The 14,438-nt window shown below is 71.4% G+C and carries 11 protein-coding genes and 1 tRNA gene; 5 read left to right on the top strand and 7 right to left on the bottom strand.

Annotated features, from left to right (window positions below; genetic code table 11):
- Positions 1-76: 76 nt before the first annotated feature.
- The gene (locus BM430_RS11475; RefSeq protein ID WP_093567389.1) at positions 77-1,090 is read right to left on the bottom strand and encodes an L-threonylcarbamoyladenylate synthase; all 1,014 of its coding nucleotides are present in this window, start codon (positions 1,088-1,090) and stop codon (positions 77-79) included.
- A gap of 107 nt (positions 1,091-1,197) precedes the next feature.
- Between BM430_RS11475 and BM430_RS11470 the strand changes: the two genes are divergently transcribed.
- The 3 genes from BM430_RS11470 (at position 1,198) to BM430_RS11460 (ending at position 4,842) form a co-directional block, all read left to right on the top strand.
- Positions 1,198-2,967 (top strand): acyl-CoA dehydrogenase family protein, encoded by a 1,770-nt coding sequence (locus BM430_RS11470; RefSeq protein WP_093567388.1) that lies wholly within the window; start codon positions 1,198-1,200, stop codon positions 2,965-2,967.
- 265 nt (positions 2,968-3,232) lie between these two features.
- Positions 3,233-3,991, top strand: a complete 759-nt coding sequence (locus BM430_RS11465) for an enoyl-CoA hydratase-related protein (protein ID WP_093567387.1) — start codon at positions 3,233-3,235, stop codon at positions 3,989-3,991.
- Complete coding sequence (locus BM430_RS11460) at positions 3,988-4,842, top strand: SDR family NAD(P)-dependent oxidoreductase (RefSeq protein ID WP_093567386.1); 855 nt, start codon at positions 3,988-3,990, stop codon at positions 4,840-4,842. Before BM430_RS11465 ends, BM430_RS11460 begins: the two co-directional genes overlap by 4 nt.
- 172 nt (positions 4,843-5,014) lie before the next feature.
- Here the strand turns inward: BM430_RS11460 and BM430_RS11455 are convergent, their stop codons facing one another.
- From BM430_RS11455 to BM430_RS11435, 5 genes are all read right to left on the bottom strand, one after another.
- Complete coding sequence (locus BM430_RS11455) at positions 5,015-6,544, bottom strand: sensor domain-containing diguanylate cyclase (RefSeq protein ID WP_093567385.1); 1,530 nt, start codon at positions 6,542-6,544, stop codon at positions 5,015-5,017.
- A gap of 421 nt (positions 6,545-6,965) precedes the next feature.
- Entirely contained in the window at positions 6,966-7,637 is a 672-nt protein-coding gene (gene deoC / locus BM430_RS11450) for a deoxyribose-phosphate aldolase (RefSeq protein ID WP_244539444.1), read from the bottom strand.
- A 102-nt stretch (positions 7,638-7,739) separates the two neighbouring features.
- Positions 7,740-8,003, bottom strand: a complete 264-nt coding sequence (locus tag BM430_RS11445) for a hypothetical protein (protein WP_093567383.1) — start codon at positions 8,001-8,003, stop codon at positions 7,740-7,742.
- A gap of 127 nt (positions 8,004-8,130) precedes the next feature.
- Positions 8,131-10,260, bottom strand: coding sequence for an Ig-like domain-containing protein (locus tag BM430_RS11440; protein ID WP_280142274.1), 2,130 nt, complete (start codon positions 10,258-10,260; stop codon positions 8,131-8,133).
- A 270-nt stretch (positions 10,261-10,530) separates the two neighbouring features.
- Positions 10,531-10,606, bottom strand: a tRNA-Glu gene (locus BM430_RS11435).
- Positions 10,607-10,798: 192 nt separating this feature from the next.
- Here BM430_RS11435 and BM430_RS11430 point away from each other — a divergent pair.
- Positions 10,799-11,656, top strand: a complete 858-nt coding sequence (locus BM430_RS11430; protein WP_093567381.1) for a creatininase family protein — start codon at positions 10,799-10,801, stop codon at positions 11,654-11,656.
- Between the two features lie 35 nt (positions 11,657-11,691).
- Positions 11,692-12,576, top strand: coding sequence for a sterol desaturase family protein (locus tag BM430_RS11425; protein ID WP_093567380.1), 885 nt, complete (start codon positions 11,692-11,694; stop codon positions 12,574-12,576).
- A 242-nt stretch (positions 12,577-12,818) separates the two neighbouring features.
- On the opposite strand, the gene BM430_RS11420 is transcribed toward BM430_RS11425, so the two are convergent.
- Complete coding sequence (locus tag BM430_RS11420) at positions 12,819-14,201, bottom strand: class II 3-deoxy-7-phosphoheptulonate synthase (protein ID WP_093567379.1); 1,383 nt, start codon at positions 14,199-14,201, stop codon at positions 12,819-12,821.
- Positions 14,202-14,438 lie beyond the last annotated feature (237 nt).

The raw sequence follows: 14,438 nt of genomic DNA, 5'->3' as shown, positions 1-14,438 counted from the left end.
CTGCGGCGAGCCCCGGGATGACAGGGAGTGTGTTGGTCTTGGGGTGCCGGTCCTGTCGAGGGAAGCGACCGAACCCTCACCGCGGCGCCGCCGCCCGCGCCAGCCGGTCGCGGATCGCCTCGCCGAGCCCGTGCTCCGGGATCGGCGCCACCGCGATCGTCGCCGGGCAGGCGGCGTCGAGGCGGCGCAGATGGGCGAAGAGGTGGGACGCCGCCTCCGCGAGGTCGCCGGCCGGGCTGAGATTGAGCGAGAGCGCGGCATCGGCGAGCCCGTCCGGCGGGACCGGCCCGAACAGCAGGGCGGCCTCGCCGGGCCGGATCCCAGTCGCGTCGAGGCGGACCGCGGCGCGGGGGGCGTAATGCGACGCGAGCAGCCCCGGCGAGACCGGCGCCGCCCCCTCCGGCGCGCTCGGCAGGGCCAGGTCGCGGCCGAGAACCGCCTCGATCGCGTCCCGCGGCACGCCGCCGGGGCGCAGCAGCACCGGCGGGCCGTCGAGACAGGCGACGATGGTCGATTCGACGCCGACCGGGCAGGGCCCGCCGTCGAGGATCGCGGCGATCCGGCCGTCGAGGTCGCCGAGCACGTGGTCGACCTCGGTCGGGCTCACCCGCCCCGAGCGGTTGGCCGAGGGCGCCGCCACCGGGCACCCCGCCGCCGCCAGCACCGCCCGGGCGAGACGACTTCCCGGCACCCGGAGCGCGACGCTCGGCAGCCCCGCCCGGGCGAGGTCGCAGACGGTGCCCCCTACGGCCAAAGGCACCACCAGGGTGAGCGGTCCGGGCCAGAAGGCCTCCGCCAGCATCAGGGCGTCCGGACCGAAAACCCCCTCGCGCCTTGCCGCCGCGAGGTCGGGCAGGTGGGCGATCAGCGGGTTGAAGCGCGGCCGCTCCTTGGCGGCGTAGATCCCCGCCACCGCCGCCGGATCGCTCGCATTCGCCCCGAGGCCGTAGACGGTCTCGGTGGGGATCGCCACCAGCCGGCCGGCGCGCAGCAGGGCGCCGGCTTCGGCAATGCCCGCGGCATCGGCGGCGAGGCGGCGGGTCGGCATTGACCCGCGATCATCGTTCACGTCTAAACTATCCGTCACCATGCCGCCGGCCGTAGCGTCGGCGGCATCCGCACGTCAAATCCAAAGGGTGGTTCGCAAGGCAGCTCGCCCGGTGAAGCCGCCTGAAGCTCTGTCGGGAGGAGCCCTCGATGACCTATCGCGCGCCCGTGGCCGAGATGGCCTTCACCCTCCGGCATGTCGCCGGGCTCGACCGCGCAATCGCCGAGGGGCTGCACGGCGACCTCTCGGACGATCTCGTCGACACCATCCTGGAGGAGGCCGGCCGCTTCGCCAACGACGTGGTGGCGCCGTTGAACAAGGTCGGCGACCGCCACGGCACCCCGCTCAAGGACGGCGTCGTGACGATGCCGCCGGGCTACCGCGAGGCCTACCGCGCCTGGACCGAGGGCGGCTGGAACGCCTTGCCGGGCCCGGTCGAGTATGGCGGCCAGGGCCTGCCGATCCTGCTCAACGCCGCCTGCATCGAGATGTGGAACTCCGCCGCGATGGCCTTCGGCCTCGGGCCGCTGCTCACCGCCGGCGGCGTCGAAGCGCTGAGCCGGCACGGTAGCGAGGAGCTGCGCGCCCGCTACCTCGAGAAGCTGGTCTCGGGCGAGTGGACCGCCACCATGAACCTCACCGAGCCGCAGGCCGGCTCGGACCTCTCGGTGATGCGCACCCGCGCCGAACCCGCCGGCGACGGCAGTTTCCGGATCTCGGGCGAGAAGATCTACATCACCTGGGGCGAGCACGACCTCACCGACAACATCGTCCACCTGGTGCTCGCCCGGCTCCCCGACGCGCCGGCCGGCACCCGCGGCATCTCGCTGTTCCTGGTGCCGAAGGTGCTGCCGGACGGCGCGCGCAACGCGCTCAAATGCGCGGGCATCGAGCACAAGCTCGGCATCCACGGCTCGCCGACCTGCACCATGGTGTATGACGGCGCCACCGGCTGGCTCGTCGGCGAGCCGAACCGGGGCCTCGCCTGCATGTTCACGATGATGAACAACGCCCGCCTCGGCGTCGGCCTCCAGGGCGTCGCCATCGCCGAGCGCGCCTACCAGCAGGCGCTTCTGTACGCCCGCGACCGCCGCCAGGGCCGGGCGAGCGCCGCGGGCGAGGGTGCGAGCGCGATCATCGAGCATCCCGACGTGCAGCGGATGCTGCTCACCATGAAGGCGCTGACGGGCGCCTCCCGGGGCATCTGCTACCTCACCGCCGAGGCCATCGACCGCGCCCACCGGGCGCCGGACGAGGCCGGGCGCAAGGCGGCGCAGGCGCGGGCCTCGCTGCTGACCCCAGTAGCCAAGGCCTTCTCCACCGATATCGGCATCGAGGTCGCCTCGCTCGGCATCCAGGTCCATGGCGGCATGGGCTTCGTCGAGGAGACCGGCGCCGCCCAGCACCTGCGCGACGCCCGCATCGCGGCGATCTACGAAGGCACCAACGGCATCCAGGCGATCGACCTCGTCACCCGCAAGCTGCCGCTGGAGAACGGCGCGGTGGTGCGCGGCCAGATCGGCGCGCTGCGCCTCGTCGCCGAGCGGGTGCTGAAGGAGGGCGGGCCCGCCTTCGGCCACACCGCCCCGCGCCTGCGCGAGACGATCGAGTCCCTCGACCGGGCCACGAGCTCCCTGCTCAAGGCGCTGGGCTCGAACCGGCCCGAGGAGGCGCTCGCCGGCGCCACCCCGTACCTGCGCCTGTTCGGCCTCGCACAAGGCGGCACCTGCCTGGCGCAGGCGGCTTTGGCGGCGCATGCGGCGGCGCAAGCGGGTGAGAGCGACCCGGCGCACCCGGCCCGCATCGCGCTCGCCCGGTTCTTCGCCGAGAACCTCGCGACGGCCGCGCGCGGGCTTGAGGAGACGGTGACCGGGGGCGGCGGCTTCCTGCAGGACGGGGCGCTGGCGCTCGCAGGGTGAGGGGTCTTCGACGGTCGCGCCCGCCTCCAAACGGTGCGCAACCGCTCCTGACACCCACAGGGTCATCCCGGGGCCGCGCAGCGGAACCCGGGATCCATAACCGCCGACAGTGCCGGACCGGGCGGGACGCGTATCGCTTCGTCCTGAAGCGTCAGCGATTATGGATCCCGGGTTCTCGCCGTCAGTGAGCCCCGGGATGACGTAGAGGATATCATTCTGTTGATTGGGCCTTTCTTGCCCGTCTCATCATCCTGCTGGTGACACCATGACCGACCACGTCCGCATCACCGACCAACCCGGCGGCGTCCGCCTCGTCCAACTCGCGCGCCCCGAGAAGAAGAACGCCCTCACCGGCGCCATGTACGACGCCATGCGGGAGGCGCTGGAAACGGCGGATCGCGAGGGGTCGGGCGTCGGCGCCGTGGTCTTCGCCGGGGTCGAGGGCGTGTTCACCGCCGGCAACGACATCGCCGATTTCGTCGCCCGGGCGGAACAGTCCTTCGGCGAGGCGCCGTCCCTGCGCTTCATCCGCCAGTTGGCCGTGACCCGCACGCCGATGGTGGCGGCGGTGGACGGGCTCGCGGTCGGGGTCGGCACCACGCTCACGCTCCATTGCGACCTCGTCTACGTCGCGCCCGCCGCGACCTTCCGGATGCCGTTCGTCGATCTCGGCCTCGTGCCGGAGGCGGCGTCGAGCTACCTGCTCCCGCGCCGGGTCGGGCTGCCGAAGGCGACGGAGCTCCTGCTCCTCGGCGAGGCCTTCGGGGCCGACGAGGCGGTGCGGCTCGGCCTCGCCAACGCGGTCGTCCCGGCCGACGGACTGCTCGAACACGCGCTGGCTCAAGGCGCGAAGCTCGCCGCCAAGCCCCGCCAGGCGCTCGCCGCCGCCCGCCGGCTGATCCGCGGCGACCACGAGGCGGTGCGCGCCGCCATGGACGCCGAGGCCTCGGCCTTCGATGCGGCTTTGCGCTCGCCCGAGGCGCAGGCGGCGTTCCAGCGCTTCCTGTCCCGCGGCACCCGGTGAGGCCTGCGGGAATCCCGGATCTCTCGGGAAAGGTCTGCCTCGTCGCCGGCGCCTCGCGCGGGGTCGGGCGCGGCATCGCGCGGGCGCTGGCTGAGGCGGGGGCCACGGTGGTGGTCACCGCGCGCTCCAGCGAGACCGGCCGGCGCACCGACCAGCGCAACGAGGCTCTGGAGGACACCGCCCGGGAGGTCGACCTCGCGGGCGGGCGCGGCCACCACTACCTGTGCGACCACACCCGCGAGCCGGAGGTGGACGCGATGGTGCGCTGGGTCCTGCGCCGCTTCGGCCGCATCGACGTCGCGGTGTCGAGCGTCTGGGGCGGCAACGAGGGCTATGACGGCGTGCGCTACCCCGACGGCGCCACATGGGGCACCGCGTTCTGGCGCCGCGGCCTCGCGCCCTTGCGCCACAACCTCGAGACGGGCCCGCTCGCCGGCCTGATCCTCGCCCGGGCGGTGGCCCCTGCCATGGTCTCGGCCAAGGGCGGCCTGCTGGCGCTGGTCTCGTTCGACACCGACGCCTATCTCGGCGACCTGTTCTACGACCTCGCCAAGGCCGCCACCAACCGCCTCGCCTTCGCGATGGCGGAGGAACTGGCGCCCTACGGCGTGACGGCTCTGGCGCTGGCGCCCGGCCTGGTGCGGACCGAGCGGGTGGTGGAGGCCGGGATGGGGGGCGAGGCGGGGGAGAGCCCACTCTACGCGGGGAGGGCGCTGGCGGCGCTCGCGGGCGATCCCGGGGTGAAGGCCCTCGCGGGCCGGGTGCTGCATGCGGCCGACCTGGCGCGATCGTACGGGTTTACGGACGAGGACGGGACGCGGCCGGAGCGGTATCGGCCGGAGGTCGCGTAAGGCGACCAGAGCGTTTTCCGGCGAAGTGGATACCGGTTCGTCGCAGAAGATGCAGCAAAATCACAGTTCTAGAGAGCTTCGCGAGTGCACTGCGATCGTAAAGTGCTCCAGACCAACCCCTCACCGACGCCGCACTTGACGGGCGGCGCTGGTCATCGTGCTCGATCCTGGATCACAGGCCGGCCAGACGTAGGGTCACGGGTGGCGTCTCGAGGTCGATCGCGCCGGAGCGGGTGCAGTTGCGGCCGGCTCGTTTGGCCGCGTAGAGCGCGGCGTCGGCTCGCCGATAGAGGTCGTCACACGCCGCCTCGCCGGCAGCCGGCCCGACCGCGAGGCCGATGCTCACCGTGACGGCGCCGGCGGCGATGCCGGCCGCCTGCACGCTCAGCGTCGCGACGGCTTCGTGGATCTTGCCGGCGATGCGCAGCCCGCCGGCCACGTCGGTGCCGGGCAGAAGCACCACGAACTCCTCGCCGCCGATTCGCGCCACGATGTCGTCCGGCCGGTGGACGCTCGCCGAGAGGCAACGTGCGAGTCGCCTCAGCACCTCGTCGCCGACCGCGTGCCCGTAGCGGTCGTTGCAGCGCTTGAAGTGGTCGGCATCGACGGCGAGCAGGGCGAGCGGCTTGCCGGTCCGCCCCGCCTGTCGCCAGGCGCGGTCGAAGACCTGCTCGAAGCGGCGCCGGTTGGGCAGCCCCGTCAGGACGTCCGTCCGGGAGAGACGGGCGAGCTCGGCTTGCAACAGGGCCCGGCGGCGCAGGTCCCGCCCGTAAAGCAGCGAGAGAAGGCTCGTCAGGCCGCACAGGACGACGACGACCACCGTGATGACGAGCGCCTTGGCGCGCCAGGCCGCCTCGATCTCGCGCGTCGAGAGGGCGACGTTGAGCAGGAGCGGCCAGTGACCGATGCGCGCGAAGGCATAGTGCCGTTCCACCCGATCGCGCACCGAGACCCCGACGAAGCTGCCACGTCCTTCGCGCACGAAACGGTCGAAGTTCGGCGTGCCGGAAATGTTGATCCCGATGTCATCCTCATTGTACGGGTAGCGCATCAGGCGCGTTCCATCGCGCAGATAGATGTTGATCGCGCCATCCTGGCCGAGGCCGATCTGATCCAGCAGACTGCTGAAATACGACAGCTTGAGGCTGCCGATCACGAGGCCGCCGAAGGAGCCGTCCGGCTTGTCGATGCGCCGGCTCAGGACCACGACGTACGTTTTCAGAAGGCGCGACACCAGGGGCTTGCTGATGTGCAGGCCCAAATCGGGATCGGCCTTGTGGGCCTGGAAGTATTCACGGTCGGCGTAGTTGACGCGCCTGGGCGGCCAGCCGGCCGCATCGACGATGCTGTCGCCGTTCTCGTCGATAACGAGCATCGCGCCGAGGTCGCGGGCCGTCGCGGCCCGATCGAAGAGGATCAGCTGGCGCAGCTGCGGGGTGGCCTCGGCGACACCGGGGGCCTTCAGGTTGTCGACGACGGCGCGAAGGGTGAGGTCGATGATCTCGATGTTGCGGGCGATGTCCCGCTCGATGACCTGCAGGAGGTTCAGCGAGGTCTGGTCCGCCTTGTCCCAGGCGTCCCGCCGCAGGTCGAGCAGCATGAGCCCGGACACGACGAGCATCCCGATCGGGGCCAGCACGCCGAGCGCGATCCAGGTGCGGGGCAGGCGGAGCCGTCGCAGGAGGCGGGGTGGCAGGAACATCGGCGAGCACGTCCGTATTTTGGCAGCGCTTGGATCGTACCCGAAAAGCTTGTGCAAGCCTTATCAAAACCGGCCGTTCGGATTTCTAACGGTAATCGAGCGTACAATCGTATACGCCTGCCTCAGGGTTTCATCACCTTAAAGTTGCGCTATCATACTTTTGACTCAGATCGACATAGCTAGGCTGACAGCACGAGACAGGACGGCAGCAAGCTGACTGGAGGATAACCTCCACCAGCCGAGGCCTAGTTCCGAGCGCGTGCTCGATCGAGGGCGACGAGCAAGCTCACGCACGAGCCGACGTCGCTTCTCGTCACCATGCAGCTCGCCGAGGGCGAGAGCGCGAGATGACGACGAAGATTTCGAGCCGGTCTGCCACCGCAAACAGGGTCGCGCGCGGTCGAGCCGGGGCGTTTCGCCTTCAATACGATCCGCCCGCCACCCCCGCCGTCATTAAAGCCACGCCCGAACTCGTGCCGAGCCGCGTCGCACCGGCGGCGACCATGGCGCGGGCGGCCTCCAGGCTGCGCACGCCGCCCGACGCCTTGACGCCGACGGCGTCGCCCACCGTCGCGCGCATCAGGGCGATGTCGGCCACGGTGGCGCCGCCGGTCGAGAAGCCCGTCGAGGTCTTGACGAAATCGGCGCCGGCCTCGACCGCGAGGAGGCAGGCGAGGCGCTTCTGCGCGTCGTCAAGGAGGCAGGTCTCGACGATGACCTTCAGCACCGAGCCCCGGCAGGCGGCCCGCACCGCCGCGATGTCGGCTCGCACCACGGCGTGGTCGCCAGCCTTCAGGGCGCCGAGCGCGATCACCATGTCGATCTCGGTCGCACCCCGGCCCACCGCGCCCGCGGCTTCCGCCGCCTTGTCCTCCGGCATCACCGCCCCGAGGGGGAATCCGACGACGGAGCAGGGGGCGACGTCGCTCCCGGCCAGGATCCCGGCGACGAGGCCGACATGGACCGGGTTGACGCAGACCGCCTTGAAGCGGTGGGTCAGCGCCTCCTCGCACAGGCGCCGCACCTCGGCCGGGGTCGCGTCGGCCCGCAGGAGCGTGTGGTCGATCAGGCGGGCGAGGGCGGGCGCGTCCACGGTCACGTCTCCGAGCGGCCCCGGGGAGGGCGCCGCGACGGCCATGCGTTCCATCGCGGCGGGCGGACCGTCAAGCGCTGGGGACCGGAACCCGGCCGGGATCTACCGTCCGCTCGCCTGGCGGATCGCCGCGACCGTCTTCTCGACGAAGGCGACGCCCGGCTCGGTGAAGGTGATCTCGTCGTCGCTCAGGGTCGCGAGACCGCGCGTTTCGACCTCGGCGGCGCCCTCGGGATCCGCCTGGTGGCCGCGGCCGTCCCGGCGCACCACCGAACTGATCGGCTGGCCGCTGATCAGGTGGTGGTAGGCCGCGAAGGCGAAGATCGACAGGGCGCGGTCGGAGAGGGCGTTGGTGTCGGCAGCCATCGGGTCGGGCCTCGGGGGTCGCGTGGTGGTCGGGAATGCGCCGCATCCTGCGGCGCGGTCCCGGCCCAACGCCCGGGATCTGGAAAGGTGGTGCGTCCCCGATGCCGCAGGGCTTATCAAAGAATCCTCACCGCAGCCGGGCCGGGAGCGGCATCGCCGAGGTCTTCTCGTCGTAGAGCACCGCGTAGCGGCCCGCCTCCAGGTCGAACATCGCGTAGTCGATCCCCTTGATGGTCTCGGTCCGGAAATGCACCCGCTGGCCGCCGCGGGTGATCGCCGCGAGGCGGTGGGACAGGGCCGAGACCGGCAGCATCCCGGTCACCCGCTCCGGCCCGTCCTCGAGCTGGACCCGGAAGGTCAGGTCGTGCCCGTTCCAGGCCAGGGCCTCGAACCGGGTCGCCTCCCGGCGGTCGAGCCAGCGCAGCATCTGCGCCGCCGAGATCATCGCGACGCCGCGCTCGCGGGCCGCCGCGACGAGGTGGTCGAAATAGCCGTCGGTGTAGTCGTAGTGGGTACCGAAGGCGCCGAAGAACTGCTCGGGGCCGAGCGCCCGGTCGAGCATCGCGGCGATGCCGGTGCGCTGGTCGACGCCGTTCTCGTTCACCAGGTGGCTGGCGGCCTGGTAGATGTCGAGGACCCGCCCGTCGAGGTCGGCGAAGCGCATCGGGAAGCCGGACCCGTTCATGAAGCCCGGCCGCCGGCGGATCCACGAGCCCGGCCAGTAATAGTAGCCGAGGTCGAGGCGGATCCCGGCCGCCCGCTCGATCTTGGCGGTGTCGGCCCAGCCGTTCCAGGTGACGCAGTGCAGGCGATGGGTCTCCTGGGGCGGCAGGCCGAGCGTCTCGCCGATGCCGCCGACCTGGCGGCTCAGCGCCAGGCCGAGGGTCGCGCCGTCGACGTCGCGGCAGCCGGTATCGGCGTGGATCCCCGTCTCGAAGCCGAGCGCGGCGTAGGTTTGCGCGTCGTCCGCTCCTAAGCGCGTCGCCGGCGTGACGTAGGAGGTCGCCCGCGCACAGTCCCAGGCCTCGGGCCGGCAATCGAGCGGGCTCTCGGCGACGAGGCGCTTGTAGGAATCCAGGGTGCCGCGGCGCGTGGCGTGGTCGTCGCCGGCCATGATCAGGGCGGCGCGGCGCTCGTCGGGCAGGTACCAGACCCGCGGCAGCGGCAGCCGCTCGGCGCTCATCGTCACGATCAGGTTGGCGAGCAGCCGCTGCTGCTCGTCGGCCTGCGGGATCGCCACCCGCGCGAGGTCGAGATAGTCGGGGAAGAACAGGTCGTTCGGCCGCCGCGGCGGCAGCCCGTCCCGCTCCTGGCCCGCGAAGGCCGGATTGCCCTGGCGCAGGCGCACCACCGAGGTGGCGAGGTCGAAGGCGAAGGCCGCCGCCTGGCCCTGGCCGGCGCGGTGCAGCGACACGGCCGGCCAGGGCAGGGCCGCGGCGCCGGTCGAGAGGCGGGCGAGGATCGCGGCGCCTTCCGCGGCGTAGCGGGTCGCGGGGCCGTGGAACTGCATCGCCTGGTGGACGATGCCGCGGGCGGCCGGCGCCTGCGCGTCGACCTGGAGATACCGACCGGCCGATCCCTCTTCGCCGAGGGCATCCCCGGCCGGAGCGAGGCCGAACAGCGGCAGCCACGCGCCCTCGGGCCGGATCGCGATCAGGTTGCCGCCGTCCTGCACCCAGTCGGAGAGCCGCGCGGCCAGGGCCTCGTCCGGCGCCTCGGTCATCAGCACCAGGGCGGTCCGGGCGAGGCGCTCCGGCGTGTGATCTTGCGTCGCGACCACCGAGAACAGGTTCAGCCCCTCCGCCCGCAGGATCTCGGCGTAGTACGGCCCGAAGGGGTTCCCGGGGCCGACCGCCACCAAGACCGGCGCGCCGGGCTCCTCGGCGAGCCCGGGCGGCGGCGCCACGGTGAAGCGCCCCTCCGCCGGCTGCCGCAGGGCGAGCCCGATTGTGCTCTCCGGCCGGCTTCCGGCCCCGACCGAGATCCGGTACGTCGCGCCCGGCCGCAGGGGCGCCTGCGGCACCAGCCGCGCCGAGCGCTGGGCCGCGTCGTAGGTGATCGCAACCGCGACCGGCGCACCGCCCTCCTCGCGCAGGGCGATCGTCGCGGGCCCGATCGTCTCCGGCGCCATGTCGCGGGAGAAGCCCACCGCGATCGGCAAGCCCGGATAGACTTCCGCAGCGCCATCGAGCGGCATCAACGCCAGCACACGCGGCGAGAATTGCTCAAACAAGAGGCGGAACGATGCTGCGAGCATCATACATAAGACTACCGAGATCAGCAGGCGCATGACGACACGTTGCATCACATCTCTCGCCGAATACGATTGTCGTATGGCGGATGCTTAGCAGGCCGATCCACGGGAGGACAGCCGGGACGGCGCCGGCGCGCGTATACCTTGGTGGAGGGGGCGGGGATCGCCTACCGCTTTGGGGGAGGGGGTCGCCGGACGCGCGAAGCAGGCACGACGCCGCGCGAGCGGCGCGCCCGCAACCAAGAATCAGCGTTGTCCGAAAGATCCGGCCGGTGGCGCTCCCAAGGGGACTCGAACCCCTGTTTTCGCCGTGAGAGGGCGACGTCCTAGACCGCTAGACGATGGGAGCTGGCCCGGCGGGATGGCGGCGGTATAGCGACGGTCCGGCGGGGGCGCAAGCCTCTTGCAAGCCTCCCGGACCGACAATCTCGCGCGAGGGCGGCGGGCGCCTGCGGCCGCTCCGTTAAGCTTTCCGGTTTATGACCGCCTCGACCCGCGGCCGCGAAGCGACGGCGCCGCACGCCCCCATGCCAGTCCTCGCATGCCGACCTTCCGCCCGCTTCCTTCCTCCCGGCGCGCCGTCCTGACCGGCTGCACCCTCCTGGGTTTCGGCGTCCTGACCCTGCAACATTCGTGGCCAGCACCCGCGGTGCAGCGGATCGCGATGGCCGAGATGACCTGGGTCGAGGTGCGCCAGGCCCTCGACCAGGGCTACACGACCGCGCTCGTCCCGAGCGGCGGGCTGGAGCAGAACGGCCCCTACCTCGCCATCGCCAAGCACGACAGCATCGTCGCCTGGACGGCGCGGCGCATCGCGGAAGGGCTCGGACACACGCTGATCGCCCCGGTCGTGTCCTACGTCCCGCAGGGCGACTTCGACCCGCCGACCGGCAACCTCGTCTTCCCGGGCACGCTCGGCGTCTCCGAGGAGGCCTATGCGGGCACGCTGGAGGGCATCGCCCGCAGCCTGAAGGGGCAGGGCTTCCGCACCATCCTGTTCATCGCCGATCACGGCGGCTCGCTGGCGCCCCAGCAGCGGGTCGCAGGCAAGCTCGACCGCGACTGGGCGCCCCAGGGCGTGCGGGTGCTGAGCGTCGACGACTACTACGTCGCGGGCAACCGGGCGCAGACGCTCTGGCTGGAGGCGCAGGGCGAGACGGCGGCGACGATCGGAGGTCATGCCGGCCTCGCCGACCACGCCTCCCTGATGGCGACCGCGCCCGAGCGCGTCGACTTCGACCGGGCGCCGCCGCCGCTCCTCGCCCGGCTCGGGCTCGCCGGCGACGGCAGCAGCGGCGATCCCCGCCGCGCCACGGCGGAACGCGGGCGCGCGCTCCTCACCCTCCAGGTCGAGGCGGCGCTGGCGCAGATCCGCCGGTTCACGACCCCGAAATCCTAGCCCGAAATCTTGGTTCGCAAGCAAGGTTCGCGACGATGCCGACCGTTCCGACGCCGCCCTCGCTCTGGAGCGTGATCCAGAATCTCGGCCAGAGCACCGTCAGCATCGTGCTGCTGCTGACGATCCTCGGCCTGCTGTTCACGGTGATCGCCTGGGTCGCCCGGGCCTGCAATCCGGGCCGGCCGTGGTGGCGCAAGCCCGACATCGTGACGGATGTCTGCTATTGGTTCGTGATCCCGGTGGTCTCCGGCTACGCCCGGATCTGGCTCCTGGTCATCGGCCTGTTCCTGCTGAACGGGCTCCCGGCGACGCTCGGGCTGCCCCGCCTGTTCGGCGAGGGGATCGGGCCGCTTGCCGGCCTGCCGCTCTGGGCGCAGGCGCCGCTCTACCTGATCCTGTCCGACCTCGTGATGTACACGACGCATCGGCTGTTCCACACGATGCGGCTGTGGCGCTTCCACGCCATCCACCACTCCTCCGAGGAGATCGAGTGGACCTCGGCCGCCCGCTTCCACCCGGTCGACGCGGTCTTCCACGGCGCCCTCGCGGACGTGGTCCCGCTCCTCCTCGGCATCTCGCCGGACGTGCTGCTCATGCTCGTGCCGTTCAATGTCGGCGTCTCGGCGCTCGCCCACGCCAATCTCGACTGGACCTTCGGCCCCTTCCGCTACGTCCTGGTGAGCCCGGTCTTCCACCGCTGGCACCACACCGGGCCGGAGGAGGGCGGCAACAGCAACTTCGCCGGCTGCTTCCCCGTCATCGACCTGATCTTCGGCACGTACTACATGCCGAAGGGGGTCCTGCCGCAGGATTTCGGCAACGGCGACCCCGCGTTCCCGCGCGGGTTCGGCGAGCAGTTGGTGCATCCGTTCCGGTCGCAGGAGCGGCCGGCCGGGCTGGAGCCTGGGGCGTCTTCGTAGGGCGCCCGCCTGTTCTCTCGGCGCCCGTTTGCTTGTCTTCTACAGACTTGACACCCTGCATGTCATCCCGGGGCTCGGCGAAGTCGAGAACCCGGGATGACATGCAGGGTGTCAACTCTTTGGAGTTCACTCGAACAGGCTCACAGAGGCTGTTCAGCTCGGCTCGACACGGATAGCCCGGGAGGGGCACCGCATTTGCGGCACCCCTCCCGGGCCCCCCTCATTCCGACGATCCGAAAAACCTACTCGGCCGCCTCGATCCGCGGGTGCTCATGCTGCCGGCGCTCGCGCTTGACGAGGTCGGCGGTCAGGAACGCCACCTCGAGCGCCTGCTCGGCGTTGAGGCGCGGGTCGCAATATGTGTGATAGCGGTCGCGCAGGTCGTCCGCCGTCAGCGCCCGGGCGCCGCCGGTGCACTCGGTGACGTTCTTGCCCGTCATCTCGAGGTGGATGCCGCCGGCATGCGTCCCTTCGGCCTGGTGGATGTCGAAGAAGCCCTGGATCTCCTTCATCACCCGCTCGAACGGCCGGGTCTTGTAGCCGCTCGCCGTCACGGTGTTGCCGTGCATCGGGTCGCAGGACCACACCACCTTGCGGCCCTCGCGCTCCACCGCCCGGATCAGGCCCGGGAGATGGTCGCCGACCTTGTCGGCGCCGAAGCGGCAGATCAGGGTCAGGCGGCCGGCTTCATCGGTCGGGTTCAGCAGGTCGACGAGCCGGATCAGGTCGTCGGCCTTCAGCGACGGGCCGCATTTGAGGCCGATCGGGTTCTTGATGCCCCGGGCGAACTCGATATGGGCGTGGTCGGCCTGGCGGGTGCGGTCGCCGATCCACAGCATGTGGCCCGACGTGGCGTACCAGTCGCCGCTGGTCGAATCGACCCGGGTCAGGGCCTCCTCGTAGCCGAGCAGCAGGGCCTCGTGGCTGGTGTAGAAGTCGGTCTGGCGCACCTCCTGGTGCGTCTCCGGGTTGATGCCGATCGCCCGCATGAAGTCGAGGGTCTCGGTCATGCGCTGGGCGAGGTCGGCATAGGCCGAGGACTGGGGCGAGTCCTTGACGAAGCCGAGCATCCAGCGATGCGCGTTCTCGAGATTGGCGTAGCCGCCGGTGGCGAAGGCGCGCAGCAGGTTCAGCGTCGCGGCCGACTGGCGGTAGGCCTCGGCCTGCCGGCGCGGATCGGGCACGCGCTCGGCCTCCGAGAAGCCGATGCCGTTGACGATGTCGCCACGGTAGCTCGGCAGCGTGACGCCGTCGACGGTCTCGACCGGCGAGGAGCGCGGCTTGGCGAACTGCCCGGCGATGCGGCCGACCTTCACCACCGGCGAGCCGCCCGCGAAGGTGAGCACCAGCGCCATCTGCAGGAAGACGCGGAAGAAATCGCGGATGTTGTCGGCGGAATGCTCGTCGAAGCTCTCGGCGCAATCGCCGCCCTGGAGCAGGAAGGCCTCGCCCGCCGCGACCTTGGCGAGATTCTGCTTCAGCTTGCGCGCCTCACCGGCAAACACCAGCGGAGGAAAGCTCGCGAGCTGCCGCTCCACCGCCTCGAGAGAAGCGGAATCCGGATAATCCGGAACCTGCTGAATCGGCAGCCGCCGCCAGCTCGTGGGGGTCCAACGCTCGCTCATCGTCCTCTCCTCGCGCACCTCTTCGATAACCGGTCAGGTCGGTCGCGGAAGCCGGGCTTATAGGGGGGTTTGGCCCGCGGCGCGAGGGGGCTCACGCGCGAACGTTCCCGCACGGACCGTGCGCGCGAGGCGTGTTGCCGCAGCGGCACGGACCGATGTCGCGCAGCGGCGGCAAGACGATCCCGCCCGCGCCTGATCCGCAGGACCGCCCTTGGCCCCCGGCCCGGGACTGCCCTC

Source organism: Methylobacterium sp. 174MFSha1.1 (assembly GCF_900116815.1).
In the GTDB taxonomy this organism is placed as follows: domain Bacteria; phylum Pseudomonadota; class Alphaproteobacteria; order Rhizobiales; family Beijerinckiaceae; genus Methylobacterium.
Note: the sequence above shows the minus strand (reverse complement) of the source record. Positions and strands in the feature narration are given on the sequence as shown.

Coding starts and splice junctions, on each gene's coding strand:
- BM430_RS11440 (WP_280142274.1), bottom strand. CDS start 10,260: ATGCTCGCAGCATCGTTCCGCCTCTTGTTTGAGCAATTCTCGCCGCGT.
- BM430_RS11470 (WP_093567388.1), top strand. CDS start 1,198: ATGACCTATCGCGCGCCCGTGGCCGAGATGGCCTTCACCCTCCGGCAT.
- BM430_RS11445 (WP_093567383.1), bottom strand. CDS start 8,003: ATGGCTGCCGACACCAACGCCCTCTCCGACCGCGCCCTGTCGATCTTC.
- BM430_RS11430 (WP_093567381.1), top strand. CDS start 10,799: ATGCCGACCTTCCGCCCGCTTCCTTCCTCCCGGCGCGCCGTCCTGACC.
- BM430_RS11425 (WP_093567380.1), top strand. CDS start 11,692: ATGCCGACCGTTCCGACGCCGCCCTCGCTCTGGAGCGTGATCCAGAAT.
- BM430_RS11420 (WP_093567379.1), bottom strand. CDS start 14,201: ATGAGCGAGCGTTGGACCCCCACGAGCTGGCGGCGGCTGCCGATTCAG.
- BM430_RS11465 (WP_093567387.1), top strand. CDS start 3,233: ATGACCGACCACGTCCGCATCACCGACCAACCCGGCGGCGTCCGCCTC.
- BM430_RS11475 (WP_093567389.1), bottom strand. CDS start 1,090: ATGGTGACGGATAGTTTAGACGTGAACGATGATCGCGGGTCAATGCCG.
- BM430_RS11455 (WP_093567385.1), bottom strand. CDS start 6,544: ATGTTCCTGCCACCCCGCCTCCTGCGACGGCTCCGCCTGCCCCGCACC.